The 18599-nt window shown below is 63.8% G+C and carries 18 protein-coding genes; 14 read left to right on the top strand and 4 right to left on the bottom strand.

The genetic code is table 11. The annotated features are described in order from the left end of the window. Positions 1-10 precede the first annotated feature (10 nt). Complete coding sequence (parE, locus tag G572_RS0102735) at positions 11-2098, bottom strand: DNA topoisomerase IV subunit B (protein ID WP_029057185.1); 2088 nt, start codon at positions 2096-2098, stop codon at positions 11-13. Between the two features lie 86 nt (positions 2099-2184). Between parE and G572_RS22155 the strand changes: the two genes are divergently transcribed. Both G572_RS22155 and G572_RS0102725 read left to right on the top strand, forming a co-directional pair. Then, positions 2185-2385, top strand: coding sequence for a hypothetical protein (locus G572_RS22155; protein WP_037545157.1), 201 nt, complete (start codon positions 2185-2187; stop codon positions 2383-2385). Positions 2386-2616: 231 nt separating this feature from the next. Next, entirely contained in the window at positions 2617-3603 is a 987-nt protein-coding gene (locus G572_RS0102725; RefSeq protein ID WP_245566140.1) for a tetratricopeptide repeat protein, read from the top strand. A gap of 100 nt (positions 3604-3703) precedes the next feature. Here the strand turns inward: G572_RS0102725 and G572_RS22150 are convergent, their stop codons facing one another. The 3 genes from G572_RS22150 to G572_RS0102710 all read right to left on the bottom strand — a co-directional run bounded on the left by G572_RS22150 (position 3704) and on the right by G572_RS0102710 (position 5364). Further along, positions 3704-3973 carry a hypothetical protein gene (locus G572_RS22150; RefSeq protein WP_245566139.1) on the bottom strand — a complete coding sequence of 90 codons (270 nt, stop codon included), beginning with the start codon at positions 3971-3973 and terminating at the stop codon, positions 3704-3706. Positions 3974-4136: 163 nt separating this feature from the next. Continuing rightward, a complete protein-coding gene (xth, locus tag G572_RS0102715; protein ID WP_029057183.1) occupies positions 4137-4919 on the bottom strand; it encodes an exodeoxyribonuclease III in 783 nt (260 codons plus the stop codon). A gap of 52 nt (positions 4920-4971) precedes the next feature. After that, positions 4972-5364: a HesB/IscA family protein gene (locus G572_RS0102710; RefSeq protein WP_084649834.1), complete on the bottom strand. Its 393-nt coding sequence runs from the start codon at positions 5362-5364 to the stop codon at positions 4972-4974. A 228-nt stretch (positions 5365-5592) separates the two neighbouring features. Here G572_RS0102710 and G572_RS0102705 point away from each other — a divergent pair, with 228 nt between their 5' ends. The 12 genes from G572_RS0102705 (at position 5593) to surE (ending at position 18474) form a co-directional block, all read left to right on the top strand. After that, positions 5593-6810 carry a deoxyguanosinetriphosphate triphosphohydrolase gene (locus tag G572_RS0102705; protein ID WP_029057181.1) on the top strand — a complete coding sequence of 406 codons (1218 nt, stop codon included), beginning with the start codon at positions 5593-5595 and terminating at the stop codon, positions 6808-6810. A gap of 88 nt (positions 6811-6898) precedes the next feature. Further along, positions 6899-8665 carry an arginine--tRNA ligase gene (gene argS, locus G572_RS0102700; protein WP_029057180.1) on the top strand — a complete coding sequence of 589 codons (1767 nt, stop codon included), beginning with the start codon at positions 6899-6901 and terminating at the stop codon, positions 8663-8665. A gap of 63 nt (positions 8666-8728) precedes the next feature. After that, entirely contained in the window at positions 8729-10846 is a 2118-nt protein-coding gene (locus G572_RS0102695) for an SPOR domain-containing protein (protein WP_029057179.1), read from the top strand. 63 nt (positions 10847-10909) lie between these two features. Beyond that, on the top strand, positions 10910-11926 hold the full coding sequence (nagZ, locus tag G572_RS0102690) for a beta-N-acetylhexosaminidase (protein WP_029057178.1): 1017 nt from the start codon (positions 10910-10912) through the stop codon (positions 11924-11926). A 54-nt stretch (positions 11927-11980) separates the two neighbouring features. Beyond that, positions 11981-12832 (top strand): segregation and condensation protein A, encoded by an 852-nt coding sequence (locus G572_RS22145; RefSeq protein ID WP_051241491.1) that lies wholly within the window; start codon positions 11981-11983, stop codon positions 12830-12832. Further along, positions 12832-13569 (top strand): SMC-Scp complex subunit ScpB, encoded by a 738-nt coding sequence (gene scpB / locus G572_RS22140; protein ID WP_051241490.1) that lies wholly within the window; start codon positions 12832-12834, stop codon positions 13567-13569. The genes G572_RS22145 and scpB overlap by 1 nt, the downstream gene beginning before the upstream one ends. After that, positions 13553-14680, top strand: coding sequence for an ABC transporter ATP-binding protein (locus G572_RS0102675; protein WP_084649833.1), 1128 nt, complete (start codon positions 13553-13555; stop codon positions 14678-14680). The genes scpB and G572_RS0102675 overlap by 17 nt, the downstream gene beginning before the upstream one ends. Positions 14681-14785: 105 nt before the next feature. Continuing rightward, positions 14786-15019: a twin-arginine translocase TatA/TatE family subunit gene (locus G572_RS0102670; protein ID WP_029057176.1), complete on the top strand. Its 234-nt coding sequence runs from the start codon at positions 14786-14788 to the stop codon at positions 15017-15019. A 111-nt stretch (positions 15020-15130) separates the two neighbouring features. Then, a complete protein-coding gene (tatB, locus tag G572_RS0102665) occupies positions 15131-15583 on the top strand; it encodes a Sec-independent protein translocase protein TatB (protein ID WP_029057175.1) in 453 nt (150 codons plus the stop codon). After that, the gene (gene tatC, locus G572_RS0102660) at positions 15580-16362 is read left to right on the top strand and encodes a twin-arginine translocase subunit TatC (protein ID WP_029057174.1); all 783 of its coding nucleotides are present in this window, start codon (positions 15580-15582) and stop codon (positions 16360-16362) included. The genes tatB and tatC overlap by 4 nt, the downstream gene beginning before the upstream one ends. A 70-nt stretch (positions 16363-16432) precedes the next feature. Beyond that, entirely contained in the window at positions 16433-17713 is a 1281-nt protein-coding gene (gene serS / locus G572_RS0102655) for a serine--tRNA ligase (RefSeq protein WP_029057173.1), read from the top strand. Further along, entirely contained in the window at positions 17713-18474 is a 762-nt protein-coding gene (surE, locus tag G572_RS0102650; RefSeq protein ID WP_029057172.1) for a 5'/3'-nucleotidase SurE, read from the top strand. The genes serS and surE overlap by 1 nt, the downstream gene beginning before the upstream one ends. Positions 18475-18599 lie beyond the last annotated feature (125 nt).

The following is an 18599-nucleotide window of genomic DNA, read 5'->3' as shown; positions in this document are numbered from 1 at the left end:
GCGGATGGGGTCAAATATCGAGCTCCTCGGCGAATTGCGCGTTCTCCTGGATGAAGAGAAAGCGCGATTCCGGCTTGTTTCCCATCAGTCGTTCGATCGAGGATCGGGTGGACGCCCCGTCCTCCTCGAGAATCCGGACCTGAAGCAGCGTGCGTTTGTCCGGATCCATGGTTGTTTCCTTGAGCTGGGCGGGAAGCATTTCGCCCAGGCCCTTGAAGCGGCCAATGTCGACCTTGGCATTCTTGCGGAACTCGCTTTCGAGCAGCGCATCCTTGTGGGCATCGTCGCGGGCGTAGAGCGTCTTGCCGCCCTGGCTGATCCGGTACAGCGGCGGGGCAGCCAGATAGAGATGGCCGTTGCGGATCAGCTCGGGGGTTTCGCGGTAGAAGAATGTGATCAGCAGCGAGGCGATATGGGCGCCGTCGACGTCCGCGTCGGTCATGATCACGATTTTCTCGTAGCGCAGATCCGTGTCGCGGTAGGAGCTGCCGGTGCCGCAGCCGAGCGCCTGCACCAGATCTGCCAGCTGCTGGTTCGCCGCAAGCTTGTCCCGGCCCGCGCTTGCCACGTTCAGGATTTTTCCGCGCAATGGCAAAACCGCCTGCGTCTTGCGGTTTCTTGCCTGTTTGGCGGAGCCGCCGGCCGAATCGCCCTCCACGATGAAGAGTTCCGACCCCTGCGCCTGATTGGAGGCGCAGTCGGCCAGCTTGCCGGGCAGGCGCAGCTTGCGCACGGCGGTCTTGCGGGCGACGTCCTTTTCCTGCCGTCGCCGAAGACGCTCGTCCGCGCGCTCGACCACCCAGTCCAGAAGCTTGTTGGCCTGGTTGGGGGCTGCGGTCAGCCAGTGGTCGAAAGCATCGCGAACCGCGCTTTCCACCACCCTCGTCGCTTCGGACGTGGCGAGCTTGTCCTTGGTCTGTCCGACAAATTCCGGCTCGCGAATGAACACCGACAACATTGCGCCTGCGGAGGTAACGATGTCGTCGCCGGTGATGATCGACGCCTTCTTGTTGCCGACGAGCTCTCCATAGGCCTTGAGGCCGCGCAGCAAGGCGTAGCGCAGCCCCGTCTCATGGGTGCCGCCTTCCGGAGTTGGAACCGTGTTGCAATAGGAATGCACGAAGCCGTCGCCCGCGAACCAGGTGACGGCCCATTCGACCGATCCGTGTCGGCCGGTGTCCTTCGTGCGGCCGGCGAATGTGTCCTCGATCACCCGGCGTTCCTTGCCGAGAGCATCCTGCAGATAGTCGCGCAAGCCCCCGGGGAAATGGAAGGTCGCCTCGGCTTCGACCTCATCCTTTCCGGAGACGAGCTCCGGGGCGCAGCGCCAGCGGATCTCGACGCCGGAAAACAGATAGGCTTTCGACCGTGCCATCTTGAACAGCCGGGCAGGCTGGAAAGCAGCGTTCTTGCCGAAGATTTCCGGATCCGGGCGAAACCGCACGAGCGTTCCGCGACGGTTCTGGACGTCGCCGACGCATTCCAGCGGTCCGACCGGCACGCCGCGCTGGAAGCGCTGGCGATAGAGTTTGCGCGCGCGCGCGACCTCAACAATCAGGTCGTCCGACAGCGCGTTGACCACGGAGACGCCGACGCCATGCAGGCCGCCGGAGGTTTCATAGACCTTGCTGTCGAACTTGCCGCCCGCATGCAGCGTGGTCATGATGACCTCGAGGGCCGACTTGTCGCGGTGCTTGGGGTGCGGGTCGACCGGGATGCCGCGGCCATTGTCGGCGACACTCAGATAGCCGTCGGCCGAAAGCGACACTTCGATCCAACTCGCGTGCCCTGCGACAGCCTCGTCCATGGAGTTGTCGATGACTTCGGCGAACAGGTGATGCAGCGCCCGTTCGTCCGTTCCGCCGATATACATGCCCGGACGGCGACGCACCGGTTCCAGTCCTTCCAGAACCTCGATGTCTTCGGCCGTATACTCCGCGCTTTCCGAAAAACGCGAGCGTGCCGGCTTGCGTGGCTCGGTCGCACGGTTGTCCCGCGCCGGCGCTTTCGCCGCAGAGGATGCAACCGGGGGCACTGGCTCGGCTGACGGCCGGGTGGGTTGGCCGTTTCCGGAAAAGAGATCGTCGTCAGCGGTCATGTGTTGTCCAGGTCAGGGGAGGGCCGACGGCCCGAATCGCCCATGATTCTGCCAATGGAGCGGGTTTTGGCAAAGGATCTTGCGTCGTGGCGATTCTGCAAACCGTTTTTCAACCGGTCCGCGTTACCGTCTCTCCATCGGGGGAGGTGGTGCCGCAGGGCGCCAGAACGAAGACAGAGGAGGACGCCAGGATGCTCCATTCGTCAAGGGCGAAGGCCGGGAAAATCGATCTGATTGCTGCCGTGATGCTGTTTGCCAATGCCGTCCTGATCGTTGCCGTTGGGTGAGCCTCCCGAATGTGACCTCCACGCAACACCCGTGCAACCGTCTGTGCGGCTGGGGCGCAGGAGGGCCTTGATGCCGTGTTTCGGCCATTTTTGCGGACAGAAGGTGGTCGACAGGGCTTGTGACGGGAATGCGGCGATCTTGTCTTGGTGAAGTCAGGTCGCAGCCGCAGTCTTGCCTACAAGGCGCGGTATCACAGACCCCGTCATCTCGGTTTGTTTTCGGGATAGCGCGTGAAAACCGGAGACAGGGAAACTTCGGTTGATGCGGTCGAAAGAGGCGCGGTCTTCATCATTTTGAGGCCGCGTGCACAGGGAAAGAAGGCGCAGGCGTGCGGCAGGGACGAGCCCTTTCGTGCGTCGTCAGGCGGACAAAATATGCGGATCACTGTTTCTGGTTGTTTCAGCGTTGTCATGATGTGCGCAGCTCTTGCGGGACCTGCGGCCGCTCAGGATTCTGCCGCCGAGGCAGCGGCCCGGATGTCCGGGGCCGGACATGATCTTTCTCCCGGTGAGGCGCTGCGTGCCGGTACCCGTTTCTACTATGCCGGCGAGAAGGAACGCGCGCTCGATTCGCTCCGGTTTGCCGCTGAGAACGGGCATCCTCTGGCTGCGTGGAAACTCGGCCGGATGTACTCCCGCGGCGACGGCGTCAAGGAAGACGACATCAAGGCGTTCGAGTATTTCCGCGAGATCGCGTCCAATTACGCCGATGACAGCCCGTCATCGCCCCGCGCGCCTTTCATTGCCAGCGCATTCGTTGAACTGGGATCCTATTATCTCACCGGCATCAACGACAGCGCGATCCAGCCGAATGTGGCGCGTGCCCGCGAGATCTTCAGCTATGCCGCCTCCTATTTCGGCGATGCCGATGCGCAGTATCATCTGGGAATGTTGTATCTGGACGACAGCGACAGGGATGTGCGCATGGCGGCACGCTGGCTGAAGCTGGCGGCGAAGAAGGGGCATCTCAAGGCCCAGGCGCGCCTTGGCGAGCTGCTTTACACCGGCGATTTCCACGGATTTGACAACAAGGTGACCGGCCTGATGTGGTTGACCGTCGCACAGCGTCGGGCCAGTGGCGCTGAAGATGCCTGGATAATGGAGTTGCAGGAGCGCAGTTTCTCTCTGGCAGACGAGAGCGTTCGCCGTCGTTCCACCCGTCTTGCAGACACCTGGATGCAGGCGAACCCCTCGTTGATCGCCGACAGCGGGCAGTAGCAACTGTGCCGATATCCTGACCGCTATTGAACGTTCTTTCCGCGCATTCTTTCCGCAAACGAGAGGCCAGCTTTCGGCAAACACGATGCCAGTCCCGGGATCAACTCGTCCCGGGGTGGCCGTTCGCGGTCTTTTGCGGCATTTCGGAGGGTGGGACCAACAAACGAGTGGTCGGGCATCCATCCTCGAGCGGCTTCCATGTCGTGTTGTTGAGCAGCATCGAACAGCGGGCAAGCTGCATTCCGTTCGGTCCGCGCAGACAGACCGTCTCGCCCAACTGATAGTCCTGACCGAAGTAGCGGCACGTGCAGGACGCGCGGGCGTCTTGCTGCGAGGCGGCGCCGGCGGCGAAAAGGAGCAGGGCGGCCATTGCCGCCGTCAGTAGAACGCCACCACGCATGTGGCGATGTGTATGCCATGAGCCACGCATGGCACATCATAGCATAGTCTGGTGGCGTCCGCCTTTTTCCTCTACGTCAAATCGGATGCGGACCTGCGCCTGACAGATTGCGGCGCGGGGGGCGCCAAGAAGGTCAGTCGGCCAGCTCGGCCCAGACAGGCACATGGTCGGACGGTTTTTCCCATCCGCGCACATGGGCATCCACGCCGGTGCGTTCCAGGCGGTCGACCGCTTCTGCCGACAACAGCAGGTGATCGATGCGGATGCCGTTGTTCTTTTGCCAGGCGCCGGCCTGATAGTCCCAGAAACTGTAGACATCGTCGTCCTGGTTGGTGAGGCGAAGCGCGTCGCGAAGGCCGAGGTTTTCTAGCGCGCGGAAAGCGCGCCTGCTCTCCGGCTGAAACAGCGCGTCGCCGGTCCAGGCATCGGGGGTCTTCGCGTCGCGGCGCTCGGGGATCACGTTATAGTCGCCAAGGAGAACAAAGGCCTCTTCGCGCGCGAGGCAATCCTGCGCATGGCGATGGAGACGCTCCATCCACTTGAGCTTGTAGTCGAATTTCTCTGTTCCAAGCGGATTGCCGTTGGGCAGATAGAGGCATCCGACCCGCACTGGTCCCGATGCGGTGTTCACCCGTGCCTCGATGTAGCGCGCCTGGGTGTCTTCATCGTCGCCGGGCAGGCCGCGCGAAATATCTTCCAGCGGAAGGCGGCTGAGAAGGGCGACGCCGTTGAAGCCTTTTTGTCCGTGGGTCTCGACCGCATAGCCAAGCGCCTCGAAGGCGGCGGCGGGAAAGCCCTCGTCGACCGACTTGATCTCCTGCAGACAGGCGATATCGGGCTTGGCTTCTTCAAGCCAGGCGAGGGCGGTGTCGTGGCGCGCCTTCACGCCGTTGATGTTCCAGGTCGCGATCTTCAACGGATGTTCCTGATCAGGGGCTTCGCGCCGCGTTCGGGGGAGGCGAAAGGCGTCAGATGGAAAAGCTCGTTCCGCATCCGCAACCGGCCGAGGCCAGCGGATTGTTGATCTGGAACGACTGGCCCATGATGTCGTCGACATAATCGACCACCGAGCCACTCATGTACTGGAGCGAGACAGGGTCGACGAGAACCGTCGCGCCAGCCTCTTCGATCACGACGTCATCCTCTTCCCGTTCGGTGACGAGATCGTATTTGTACTGAAATCCCGAGCATCCACCGCCTTCGACGCTGATGCGCAGCATCGTTCCCGCCGGTTCGCCGGACAGGATACGGGCGATCCGCCGGATCGCCGACGGGCTGACCGAGACGCTGTCACCGGATGCGGAGACGACGGAAACGGCTCCATCGGTGGTCGCTTCGGAGACGGTCGTTTCGCTGGTCATCGCTAGACCTCACTGTTTGCGCCGGAAGGCGATCGACAAGGTGTCCTGCGCGAGACTGAATGCGGTTTTGCGCGCCGGTCGTCCAGACACGACAAAAGAAAATACCGCCGCGACTGTGCAAGACGTTACCTGATAGGTATGAACAGGGCGAGCTTGCGTCAACTGCATGAGGCCGGCAATCGCGCTCGAGAGACCATCGCGCGGAGACCGGCGTTTCACGGAGAGCCGATGACTGCCCCCCTTGGATATGGCGCCCAGCCGCGCGCAGCCTATGCAACGGACCCGGACAAGAGCGCCGGACGGCTTTTTCCCGAAGCGGAAAGCCCGACGCGCACACCGTATCAGCGCGACCGCGACAGGATTATCCATTCCACGGCGTTCCGGCGGCTGAAGCACAAGACGCAGGTTTTCGTCTATCACGAGGGCGATCATTTCCGCACCCGGCTGACGCATACGATCGAGGTGTCGCAGATCGCACGGTCGCTGGCCCGGGCCCTGCGGCTCGACGAGGATCTCGCGGAATGCCTCGCACTCGCGCATGACCTTGGACACACACCCTTCGGCCATGAAGGCGAGGATGTGATGGATGCCTGCATGACCCCCCACGGCGGCTTCGATCACAATGCGCAATCGCTTCGGATTGTCACCAATCTTGAGCGGCGCTACGCAGAATTCGACGGGCTCAACCTGAGCTGGGAGACCCTTGAAGGTCTGGTGAAGCACAACGGGCCGCTTGTGGATGCCGACGGTGCGCCGATCGGGAAATTCAAGGGCGGCGAGTTGCCGTTTGCGATCCGCGCGAATGCGACCCGCCAGGACCTGCGTCTCGACACCTGGCCGGGCGCGGAGGCCCAGGCGGCGGCCATCGCCGACGACATCGCTTATGACGCCCATGATCTGGACGACGGGCTGCGGGCAGGGCTGTTAAGCGTGGACCAGATCCGTGAGGTTCCCTTCTTCAAGGACATTCTGGGCGAGGTCGATGCCCGCTACCCCGACCTTGAGGAGCCGCGCCGCATTCACGAGATCGTCCGCCGGTCCATCACCCGCATGGTTGAGGATGTTATCGCGGAATCCGTCCGTCGGCTGACTGCGCTGGCGCCGGGTTCGGTGGAAGACATCCGCGCGGCATCGGGGGCGGTGGTCTGTTTTTCCGACGGGATGACGGTCTCGGAGCGTGCGGTGAAGGCATTCCTTTTTGCAAATCTCTATCGCCACAACAGCGTGCTTGCGGTTCGCAAACAGGTTGCCGCCATCGTGCGCGACCTCTTCGCCGCCTATATGGATTCGCCGGGCTTGATGCCCGAGGAGTGGCACCGGGACCTGCGACCGGGCGAGCCGGACCGTCTCGCCCGCCGCGTTTGCGATTTCGTCGCCGGCATGACCGACCGGTTCGCCGTCGACGAGCATCGACGCCTGTTTGACCATACCCCGGATTTGGGCTAGGCCGCCTGCCTGCCCGTTTCACAGCCAAGCCGCACGCAGGTCTGGGCGCAAGCCGCACCGGACCGGGCCGCGCCGAGAGAAGTCGCACATGAATATCTTCACCGAATATGCCGATCTGGTGCGTGACGCGATCACGCGGCTGTATCCCGACGGAGAGGTCGAGCCCGCCCTGCTGGCGCGCTGTGTTGTCGAGCCGCCGCGCGATCCCGCGCATGGTGACCTCGCGACGAATGCGGCAATGGTGCTGGCCAAGCCGCTGAAGACCAACCCGCGCGCGCTCGCCGAGCGCCTGAGCGCGGAGCTTTCCGGCAAGGGCGATATCGTGTCCGCCGAGGTGGCCGGGCCGGGCTTCTTGAACTTCCGTCTGGCCGATGCGGTCTGGACGCGGGTGCTGCGCGCGGTCTTGGCCGATGAGCGGGATTTCGGACGGTCCTCGCTGGGCGGCAATCTGAAGGTGAATGTGGAGTATGTCTCCGCAAATCCGACCGGGCCGATGCATGTCGGCCACTGCCGAGGCGCCGTCGTGGGCGACGCGCTTGCCTCGCTGCTGGATTTCGCCGGATACGACGTGACCCGCGAATACTACATCAACGACGCCGGATCCCAGATCGACGTTCTCGCGCGGTCGGCCTTTTTGCGCTACCGCGAGGCGCTGGGCGAGGACATCGGCAAGATCCCCGAGGGGCTGTATCCGGGCGATTATCTCGTGCCGGTCGGGAAGGCGCTGGTCGACAAGCATGGTCGCGCGCTTCTCGACATGGACGAGGAGACCCGGCTGGCGCTGGTCAAGGAAGATACGATCGCGGCGATGATGGATCTCATCCGCGCCGACCTTGCGCTGCTCAACGTCCATCATGACCTGTTCTTTTCCGAGCGCACCCTGCATGCGCGCGAAGGGGGCAACGGCTCGGAGATCGACAAGATGCTCGACGTGCTCAGGGAGCGCGATCTTGTCTACGAGGGCACTTTGCCGCCGCCGAAGGGACAGGTGCCGGAAGATTGGGAAGACCGTGAGCAGACGCTGTTTCGTGCCAGCAATTATGGCGACGACATCGACCGTCCGTTGAAGAAATCGGACGGCAGCTACACGTATTTCGCGGCCGACGTCGCTTACATGCTGTCCAAATACGAGCGCGGCTTCAAGGAGATGATCTTCGTCCTCGGCGCCGATCATGGTGGGTACGTGAAACGCCTCGAGGCGGTGGGCCGGGCCATTTCCGGTGGCGACTCCAAGGTGATCGTGCGCTTGTGCCAACTGGTGAAGCTGTTTCGTGGCGGCGAGCCGGTGCGCATGTCGAAGCGCTCCGGCGATTTTGTCACGCTGCGCGATGTGGTCGACGAGGTCGGTTGCGATCCCGTGCGCTTCATGATGCTCTTTCGCAAGAACGACGCGCCGCTCGATTTCGATTTCAAGAAGGTCACCGAGCAGTCCAAGGACAACCCAGTCTTCTACGTCCAGTACGGGCACGCACGATGCCGTTCTGTACTGCGGCAGGCGGGAGAGGAGATGCCGGGCGTCGACACGTCCTCCGGCGCACTGGCGAAAAGCGACTTTTCGCTTCTCACCGATTCGGGAGAGCGGGACATCGCCGCGCGCCTTGCGGCGTGGCCGAGACTTGTCGAAAGCGCAGCCGAAGCACACGAGCCGCATCGCGTTGCCTTCTACCTGCACGAACTGGCCAGTGCCCTGCATTCGCACTGGAACAAGGGCAAGGATTTGCCGCAATTACGTTTTATTAACCCTGAACATCGACAACTAACGTTGGCCCGCCTTGGTCTTGTTCATGCGGTCTCCCTGGTTCTCGCATCCGGCTTGTCCTTGTTGGGTGTCGCGGCGCCAGAGGAGATGCGGTGACGGCGGGAGGGTCCTGCGGCCGCGCGGATTGCGGTCCAATCCAGCGGGGAAGTCCTCACAATTATGTCCAACCGTTCGAACCATCCGGTCAGCGATACGGATCACCGCGGCGACCGGCGCGCGGATGACGGCCATGACGGGTTCGAAGAGGATCCGCTAGTCGAACTGGCGCGGATTGTCAGCGAGGGCAATGCGAAGTTCCGCCCGGTTGCCATGACCGAGCCGCGCTTCGACGCGCCTGCGTATCCGCAAGCCGATGATCCGGCCGATGGCGATGCGTCCGGATGGGATGCGCCAGAGCCGGACACGGCCGAGTGGGACGAGGCCCTCGAACAGCCGCGCGTTGCGCAGCCGCAAGAGCAGGCGCCCGCCACACCGCATTATTCCGATGCCTATGCGCAGCGCATGCAGCCGGGAGCGGTTTTGCCGTCCTCCGACTACGTCGAGACGCAAGAGCCCTATGACGAGGCGTGGCCGGATAGCCCGCAGGCCGGCGACTGGAACGACGACACGTCTTTTGCCGACGCGCCGCGCGCGCCGCAGGTCGAATGGCCGGACGGTCCGGTCAATCGTTCCGCGGACCTTGCGGGCGACGACGGACAGGATCCCTTCTATTCCGCTGCGGGCATACCGCAAGACGAGAGCGGCTATGAGCCGTTGGAGCCGTCATTCGATGCGCCGGCCTATCATGAGGATGTGCGCGCGGACGCGGGTTTTGGCGCGGACCAGGAGCGTGCCCGCGCGCTCACGGCCGATCTGAGCGCCTCCCTCGAAGACGAGCTTCTCGGAGGGCGCGCTGCCGAACATGATGCGCGCGCCGATGAGGCGCATGGCGACTATCAGCCGGACGAGCCGTTTGACGATCTTCTCATGGATGCGCCGGTGCGCGATTGGGCCGAGGATGTCCCGGTCGGGCAGGGCGCGCCATACGCAGAGACATTCAACGAGGATTATTATTCCGGCGTGGATGAGGCGCCGCCGCCGCCGGAGGGGTACGATCTCGATGCCGTTGCCCAGGCAATGCGCGAGGGCGATCCCCAGCTCGGCGGCCATGGCGTCTTGCCGCCCCATTCGGCCCAGGAACAAGAGGCTGCGCCGGAAGAAAAATCCCGTCGGGGCCTCGTCGCGGCCGCTGCCGTGCTCGGAATTGTCGTTGTGGGTGGCGCGGTTTTCGCCTTGTTCGATTTCGGTGGCTCCGAGGCGATCGGCCCGCCGCCGGTCATCACGGCGTCGGATGAAGCGTTGAAGGTGTACCCCGAAGGGGGGGAGGCTGAGCAGAACGGCCAAAGCAAATTGATCTACGATCGCGTCGGAGGCGTCGAGACCCCGCGCGAGGAACGGTTGGTGGTTCAGGACGAATCGCCCGTTGCATCCCTTCCGCCGGCACCTGTTGCCAACGGTGGCACCGAAACCCGCGTTCCCGCCGGACCACGCCGTGTCCGAACTGTGGTCGTACGGCCGGACGGGACGATCATTTCCGGTGACGACGCGGCCGCTCCGGCCGCACCCCCGTCTGCAGAGCAGACAGCGTCGCAAACCACGCCGACGCCGGCAGCGTCCCCGTCCGGTCAGCCCTCCGCGCCGCGCGTCACGACGGGAAATCCGACCGGAGACAATACGCGGCAGGTAACCACCACGCCCGTGACCGCCCCCGGCGCGTCCGCGCCTGTTTCGACCGCATTGTCGGGTGATGCTGCGGAAGTGCCCCAGAGCGTGACACCGAGCGTTTCGGGCGAGGTGCCGACCAATGTGCCGCGCACCAAGCCGGGCGATATTCAGACGCTTGCCGCGAGTGCCGCTCCGCCACCGGCAATTCCGGGCCGGACGGCTGGCGCCTCCCGCACTTCGGCTGCGCCGCTCGATCTGACGGGCAGCCAGCAGGGAGCGACGCGACCCGCGGCATCCACGCCGGCAAGCGGCGGGACCATTCCCGCGGGCGCCTATGTCGTCCAGGTGTCGTCGCAGCGCACCCAGGATCAGGCCCAGGCGGCATTCGACAACCTCCAGCGGCGCTATTCCGGCGTGCTTGGCGGGGTCACGCCGGTAATTCAGCGTGCGGACCTCGGAGATCGTGGCACCTTTTACCGTGTCCGCATCCCGTCCTCGTCGCGCGACGACGCGATCTCGCTGTGCGAGCGCTTGAAGTCCGCCGGCGGAGACTGTTTCGTGCGGCGCAACTGATCGCACAAGTGGGGGCGTTTCGCGTCGGTGAGCCGAGGCGAAATGCGCAGCGGACGAGACTTCCTGATGACCAAGGCATTTATCACCGGGTGCTCCGGCACCCGGTTGTCGTCGAACGAGCGCCGGTTTTTCGATGCCGAGCGGCCCTGGGGCCTGATCCTATTTGCCCGCAATATCGGGGACCACGCAGAGATCCGCGATCTCGTTGCGGATTTCCGCGAGGTCGTCGGCAATCCGGACGCTCCGGTGCTGATAGATCAGGAAGGTGGCCGCGTGCGTCGGCTCCGCCCGCCGCTGGTGCCGGATTATCCGGCGGGCGCCGTCTATGGCAAACTCCACGAGGCCGATGCGGAAGCGGGATTGCGGGCTGCCTGGTTGTGCGGGCGCCTGATCGGCGCGGATCTCGCCGATCTTGGCATTACCGTCGATTGTCTCCCTATCGTCGATGTGCCGAGGGGCGACACAAGCGACGTGATCGGCGACCGGGCTTATGGAACCGACCCTGGGACGATCTCCGCCATCGGGCGCGCGATCACAAACGGCCTGGGGGCGGCCGGGGTCCTGCCCGTGCTGAAGCACATTCCCGGTCATGGTCCGGCGACCGTTGACAGTCATTTGGCGTTGCCGGTCGTCGATACGGGGCTGGAAACCCTGCGCCGGGTCGATTTCGAGCCGTTTCGGGCCTTGCGGGATCTGCCGCTCGCCATGACCGCGCATGTGGTCTACACGGCAATCGACAGCGAAGCCTGCGCGACCTGTTCGCCGACGGTCATCGAAACGATCATTCGGGGCGAGCTGGACTATCAAGGGTGCCTGATGAGCGACGACGTGTCGATGAAGGCGCTCGGCGGATGCATGCAGGACCGCGTGCGCAGCCTGTTTCAGGCGGGATGCGACCTTGCTTTGCATTGTAATGGCGATTTTGCGGAAATGCAGGCGGTGGCGCAGGCCTCACCTGATCTTTGCGGGGCGGCGCTTGGTCGCAGCGATGCAGCGCTCGCCATGCGGGAGCCGGCCGCGCCAATCGATCGCGAAGCACGTGAAGCGGAGTTTGCGGCGCTGCTTGCCGGTATCGTATAACCTGCCCGAACGGAAACGGTGACGATCCTTGCCGGCAAGAGTTGGGGGCCAGGCGTGCAAGACTCCTTCTTCGAGGATGCAGATCGGCGCGGTGGCGCCGAGGGCGCGCGTGCGACTACCGATCCGTCGCTCGTCGTGGATGTCGATGGCTTCGAAGGCCCGCTCGACCTTCTCCTGACGCTTGCGCGCAAGCAGAAGGTGGACCTTGCCCGCATCTCAATCCTTGCACTCGTCGAGCAGTATCTGCATTTCGTCAACGAGGCGCGTCGGTTGCGGCTGGAACTGGCCGCCGATTATCTGGTCATGGCGGCGTGGCTTGCCTATCTCAAGTCAAGGCTGCTGATTCCGGAGCAGAAGGACGAGGATGCGCTCAGCGGCGAGGAGCTTGCCGCCGCACTTGCGTTTCGCCTGCGCCGGCTGGAAGCCATGCGCGAAGCATCGGCAAAGCTGATGAACCGAAACCGGCTCGGCCGGGATGTTTTCGCGCGGGGAGATCCCGAGACCCTCTCGATCGAGCGCAAGAGTCGTTTCGCGGCAACGCTTTACGATCTGTTGACCGCCTATGCCGCGCAGCGGCAGCGGACCTCCGTGACATCGGTGCATGTGCGTCGGCGCACGGTCTGGTCGCTGCAGGAGGCGCGCGACCTCCTGACGCGCCTGATGGGCAAGGAGATGGACTGGGCGCCTCTGGACGCCTATCTAGCGAAGTACATGGGTGACGGCGCACAGGCGAGCACGGTGCTGGCCAGCAGTTTTTCGGCAAGCCTGGAACTTGTGCGCGAGGGCGCTATCGAGTTGCGCCAGTCCGGCCCTTTTGCGCCATTGTATCTTCGCAAGCGCGCCGAACCGAGGCCGGGCGATGCGCGCGGCGATGACGACCCGGGATCTGAAGGCAACGAGGCGTAATGCGCGGGAACGACGAAGACCATGACGGCAGCGGCTCCCCCGTCGACGCGGACGGGACCGAGAGCGATCTGTTTCCGGCCGAGCGCTTCAGTGCCATGCGCATGATCGAGGCGTTGCTTTTCGCTTCGCGCGACATGTTGGGTGCAGACGAAATCGCCGCGCGGCTGCCGGGCAAGACCGACATCCCGGCCGTCATTTCGGACCTGCAGCGGGTTTATGCCACACGCGGCGTGAATCTGGTGGAGATCGCCGGCAAGTGGGGCTTCAGAACGGCGGAGGACCTGTCGTATCTGCTCAGCAGGGAACAGGTGGACGAACGGCGCCTGTCGCGGGCGGCACTGGAAACGCTGGCGATCATCGCCTATCACCAGCCGGTGACGCGAGCGGAAATCGAAGAGATTCGCGGTGTTTCCACATCGCGCGGGACGATTGACGTGCTTCTGGAAACGGAATGGATCCGCATGCGCGGGCGTCGCCGGACCCCGGGACGGCCGGTGACCTATGGCACGACCGACGCGTTCCTGGAACATTTCATGCTCGCGTCCGTCTCTGATCTGCCCGGGCTTGAGGAACTGCGAGGAACCGGGCTGCTCGACAGTGCCATTCCGGCAGGGTTCTCTGTGCCCGTTCCCGACGATTCCCGGGAATTGCGGGCGGAGGAGGACCCGATCGATGAAACCGAATTGTTCGACCTGATGGCGGAAGGCTCCGAAACGACTGATGACCATGACAGCTGACATTCCGGTTGCGCCGCCTGCAAAGAAATGGGGCGTGCGCGGAACGGCCGGGGCGACGATTGCCGCACGGCTCTCGTTCGAGGCGGTGAGCCACAGCTTCGCCGGTCTTCCGGCGGTGCGTTCGGTGTCGCTGTCCGTCGAACCGGGCGAGGTCCTGTGCCTGCTCGGACATTCCGGTTGCGGCAAGACGACCCTGTTGCGAATTGCCGCCGGCGTGGAGCGCCAGACCATGGGACGCGTGCTCATCAACGAGCGCGAGGTCGCAGGGCCGGAGCGCTTCCTGCCGCCTGAAAAGCGGGGCGTCGGACTGATGTTTCAGGACTACGCGCTGTTTCCCCATCTCACCATCGCCGAAAACGTGGCCTTCGGCCTGACGCATCTGGGAAAGGGCGATGCCCGGCATGCGGCATTGAGCGCGCTCTCGCGGGTCGGGCTCGCCGAGCATCATGCGGATTATCCCCACGCGCTTTCGGGTGGCGAACAGCAGCGTGTGGCTTTGGCACGCGCGATTGCCCCGCGTCCCGGCGTGCTGCTCATGGACGAGCCGTTTTCGGGCCTCGACCGCCGGCTGCGCGACGCGGTGCGCGACGAAACGCTTTCCGTCCTGCGTGAAACGCGCGCGACCTGCATGCTCGTGACCCATGATCCGGAGGAGGCGATGCGCATGGGGGACCGCATTGCGCTGATGCGAAAGGGGCGGCTCGTCCAGATCGGCAGTGCCGACGATCTCTACAATCATCCGGCTGACCTGTTTGTCGCGCGCTTTTTCTCCGAGCTCAACGAGGTCGACGCGACGGCCGGCGAGGGGGAGGTCGAGACCGTTTTCGGCCGTCATCCGGCACCGGGTGTCTCGCGCGGAATGACGGTGGATGTCTGCGTCCGTCCGCAAGGCGTGATTCTCGGGGAACCCGGCGAGGGGCGACCGGGTCGTGTCACCCGGCGGCGGTTCATCGGAGAGGTTGATCTGGTGGACATCGCAGTGGCCGGGCTGGAACTTCCCTTGCAGGCACGCATTCGCGATGGGGGGCGGTTCGTTGTCGGCATGGATGTCGGTGTGCGCGTCGACGATCGCGATGTGCTGGCGTTCGCGCGGGATGCGACGGATGTCTAATGCGACTGAGCGGCGGCCGTAAAACGGTTGGTTGCGATTGATCGCGCTTTGTTGCAATAGTGCCGCGCCGGCGCGCGTGCACCGGATCGACCAGGGAGTTGTCGTATGGGTATCAGTATTTGGCAGATCCTGATCATCGCGGTGATCGTTGTTCTGCTGTTTGGCCGCGGAAAAATCTCCGAATTGATGGGAGACGTTGCCAAAGGGATCAAGAGCTTCAAGAAGGGGCTCAACGAGGACGATGACGACGAGAAGGCCGACGATGGCAAGACCATCGACCACAAGCCGGAAGAGCCTGTCGCCATGAAGAAGTCCGAGGACAAGTCGCAGGCGGGTTGACCCCTTGTGGCTGACGGGGGCAGCGGAATCCGGCCGTCGCGGCCGGTCCTTGTCGCTCGTGAAGACCGCGCAAGCGCGTCTTGATCTCTTAAACGCGGAAAACGGACACCAATGTTCGATATCGGCTGGACGGAACTTCTTGTTGTCGCCGTCGTCATGATTCTGGTCGTCGGCCCAAAGGATCTGCCCCGGATGCTGCGCACCTTCGGCCAGACGATGGGCAAGGTGAAGCGGATGGCGAACGAGTTTCAATCGACGTTCAACGATGCCTTGCGCGAGGCCGAACAGCAGGCTGACATCGCCGACATGAAGAAGCAGGTCGAAAAGGCCGGGAACTTCGATCCGCTCGGCGATATCAAGAAATCCGTCAACATGGACAAGCCGGCCGGCAAGGCGAAGTCCGCCACGCCCGAACCTCTTGAAACCGAACCCGCCATCGACTTTTCGTCGCACGAAAGCAGCGAAGAGACGGGCGAACCGGGCGCGAAAGCGGATGCCGGAGAGCCTCAGGCGCCACCCGCCGATTCCAAGACGCGGCCGACCGGGGATGACGGCAAGGCATGACCGACGACGATATTGAGTCCTCCAAGGCGCCGCTGATCGAACATCTCATCGAGTTGCGCCAGCGTTTGCTGCGCACCGTGGTGGCGATCCTCATTGCATTTGTCGTGTGCTTCTACTTTGCCCAGGACATCTACAACATTCTCGTGATCCCGTTCGAACAGGCGGCGGGTCGCCAGGTGGAGATGATCTACACCGCTCCCCAGGAACTGTTTTTTACCCAGCTCAAGCTTGCGTTTTTCGGCGCATTGTTCATCGCCTTTCCGGTGATCGCTTCCCAGCTCTACATGTTTGTCGCTCCGGGCCTCTACAAGGATGAGCGCGGCGCGTTCCTTCCGTTTCTTGTCGCCACGCCTGTCCTCTTCATCATCGGTGCCTGCCTGGTGTTTTTCCTGGTGATGCCGCTGGCCATGGGCTTCTTCCTGTCGATGGAGCAGGACGGTACAGGCGGCCAGGCCAAGATCCAGCTGATGGCGCGCGTGAGCGAGTACCTCGGCCTGATCATGACGCTGATCTTCGCCTTCGGCCTGGTGTTCCAGTTGCCGGTTCTGCTGACCCTTCTGGGGCGTGTGGGGCTCGTGTCCTCCGAAGGGCTCAGGGCAAAGCGCAAGTATGCGATCGTGATCGGCTTCGTGCTGGCTGCCATTCTGACCCCGCCCGATCCGATCAGCCAGATCGGTCTTGCGCTGCCAACGATGCTTCTCTACGAAGTCTCCATCATCTGCGTCAGACTGGTGGAAAAGAAGCGGGCCGAACGGGAAGCTGCTCAAGCGGACACCTGATCGTCGCCGTATCTGCCCCGGTCGAGTTCCCGTTGCCGCTTGGCGCCGGCGCCGAATCCGGGGTTGATTGATGTTCGATATCAAGTGGATCCGCAACAACACCGCGGCCTTCGATGCAGCCATGGGGCGCCGGGGGCTGCCGCCACAGGCCGCGCAGCTGATCGCGCTCGACGATGAGCGGCGCGCCCATGTGGCCGCCCTTCAGGACGCTCAGGAACGGCGCAACGCGGCCTCGAAGGAAATCGGCAAGGCAAAGGCGTCCGGCGACGACGCCGGTGCGCAGGCGCTGATCGATGAAGTTGCCAAGATCAAGCAATTCATCCACGACGGCGAAGAGGTCGAGCGTGAGCTGACCTCCAGGATGGTGGATGCCCTGAGCGTGCTGCCGAACATGCCGCTGGACGACGTGCCCGACGGGGCGGACGAAAGCGCCAACGTCGAGCTTCGCCGCATCGGCACCCCGCGTGCCTATGATTTCACGCCGAAGGAACATTTCGAGGTCGGCGCGGCCGAGGCCGGGATGAGCTTTGAACGCGCGGGGCGCATGTCCGGCGCGCGCTTCGTGCTGCTTCAGGGGCAGATGGCGCGGCTTGAGCGTGCGCTCGGCCAGTTCATGATCGATCTGCAAACCGTCCACAACGGTTATATGGAAGTTTCCCCGCCGTTGCTGGTGCGCGACGAGGCGCTCTACGGCACTTCGCAGCTGCCGAAATTCTCCGAGGACCTGTTCAAGACCACGGAAGGCCGCTGGCTGATCCCGACGGCCGAAGTGCCGCTGACCAACATGGTGGCCGGAGAAACGCTTGCGGAGGCGGAGCTGCCGATGCGCGTGACCGCGCTGACGCCGTGCTTTCGTTCCGAAGCCGGTTCCGCCGGACGGGACGTGCGCGGCATCTTGCGCCAGCACCAGTTCTGGAAATGCGAGCTTGTCTCCGTCACGACACCCGAGAAATCCCTCGACGAACTTGAGCGGATGACGGGCTGCGCGGAAGAGATCCTCGCGAAGCTCGGCCTCGCTTACCGTGTCATGGCGTTGTCGACCGGCGACATGGGTTTCGGCGCCCGCAAGACCTATGACATCGAGGTCTGGCTTCCGGGTCAGAATGCCTATCGCGAGATTTCCAGCTGTTCGGCCTGCGGCGATTTCCAGGCCCGGCGGATGAACGCGCGCTACCGGCCGGAGGGCGAGAAGGGGCTTCGCTTCGTCCATACGCTCAACGGGTCCGGTATCGCGGTCGGGCGCGCGCTCATCGCGGTGGTCGAGACCTATCAGAATGCCGACGGCAGCATAACGGTGCCCGAGGCGTTGCGGTCCTACATGGGTGGGATCGAGAAAATCGAGGCGGTGTGATGCGCATTCTGGTCACCAATGACGACGGCATCCAGGCTGACGGCCTTGCCGTGCTGGAAGAGATTGCCCGCGCTCTGACCGATGACGTCTGGGTGGTAGCGCCGGAGACCGATCAAAGCGGTGTCGCGCATTCGCTGACCTTGCACGATCCGCTCAGGGTGCGCGAACTCGGCGACCGGCGGTATTCCGTGCGCGGCACTCCGACCGATTGCGTGATCATGGGTGTGCGCGAGCTTCTTCCCGGCCGGCCGGACCTCGTGCTGTCGGGCGTGAACCGTGGACAGAATGCCGCGGACGACGTGACCTATTCCGGCACGATTGCGGGCGCCATGGAAGGTACGCTGATGGGCATCCGCTCCATGGCGCTTTCCCAGGCCTACAGCTGGGGGAAGGGAGCGCGTGTGGACTACGAGGCAACCCGGGCCCATGCCGCGCCCCTGATCCGCAAGCTCTTGTCGTTTTCGTTTCCCTCCGACATCCTGCTCAACCTCAATTTTCCGGCCTGTTCGGCGGACGATGTGCGCGGGACCCGGGTGACGCGTCAGGGCAAGCGCAAGGTCAGCGAGCTGGCGGTTGACGCGCGCACCGACGGCCGTGGCGTGCCTTACTACTGGCTCGCCTTTCGCGGCGGCGAGGAGACACCTCCCGAGGACACGGATCTGGCCGTCTTGCGCGAACAGATGATTTCCGTGACGCCGCTCAAGCTCGATCTGACCGCCCACGATCTTCTGGGCGAGCTCAAGGACAAGCTGGCATCCTGATTTGGGGGCGGGCCCTTCGGTCGGGTTGTCGCGGACAGGACAGAACGCGGCACATGGCGCGGGAGAGATCCATTGACTGGGGCAGATGATCCTGAAGCAGGCCCGGAAGCGTCCGGCGGGCGGTC

This window comes from Stappia stellulata DSM 5886 (assembly GCF_000423705.1).
Classification (GTDB): Bacteria; Pseudomonadota; Alphaproteobacteria; order Rhizobiales; family Stappiaceae; genus Stappia; species Stappia stellulata.
Note: the sequence above shows the minus strand (reverse complement) of the source record. Positions and strands in the feature narration are given on the sequence as shown.

Coding starts and splice junctions, on each gene's coding strand:
- scpB (WP_051241490.1), top strand. CDS start 12,832: ATGCGCGGGAACGACGAAGACCATGACGGCAGCGGCTCCCCCGTCGAC.
- tatC (WP_029057174.1), top strand. CDS start 15,580: ATGACCGACGACGATATTGAGTCCTCCAAGGCGCCGCTGATCGAACAT.
- parE (WP_029057185.1), bottom strand. CDS start 2,098: ATGACCGCTGACGACGATCTCTTTTCCGGAAACGGCCAACCCACCCGG.
- serS (WP_029057173.1), top strand. CDS start 16,433: ATGTTCGATATCAAGTGGATCCGCAACAACACCGCGGCCTTCGATGCA.
- tatB (WP_029057175.1), top strand. CDS start 15,131: ATGTTCGATATCGGCTGGACGGAACTTCTTGTTGTCGCCGTCGTCATG.
- G572_RS0102705 (WP_029057181.1), top strand. CDS start 5,593: ATGACTGCCCCCCTTGGATATGGCGCCCAGCCGCGCGCAGCCTATGCA.
- argS (WP_029057180.1), top strand. CDS start 6,899: ATGAATATCTTCACCGAATATGCCGATCTGGTGCGTGACGCGATCACG.
- G572_RS0102670 (WP_029057176.1), top strand. CDS start 14,786: ATGGGTATCAGTATTTGGCAGATCCTGATCATCGCGGTGATCGTTGTT.
- surE (WP_029057172.1), top strand. CDS start 17,713: ATGCGCATTCTGGTCACCAATGACGACGGCATCCAGGCTGACGGCCTT.
- G572_RS0102710 (WP_084649834.1), bottom strand. CDS start 5,364: ATGACCAGCGAAACGACCGTCTCCGAAGCGACCACCGATGGAGCCGTT.
- G572_RS0102695 (WP_029057179.1), top strand. CDS start 8,729: ATGTCCAACCGTTCGAACCATCCGGTCAGCGATACGGATCACCGCGGC.
- G572_RS0102675 (WP_084649833.1), top strand. CDS start 13,553: ATGACCATGACAGCTGACATTCCGGTTGCGCCGCCTGCAAAGAAATGG.
- G572_RS22150 (WP_245566139.1), bottom strand. CDS start 3,973: ATGGCCGCCCTGCTCCTTTTCGCCGCCGGCGCCGCCTCGCAGCAAGAC.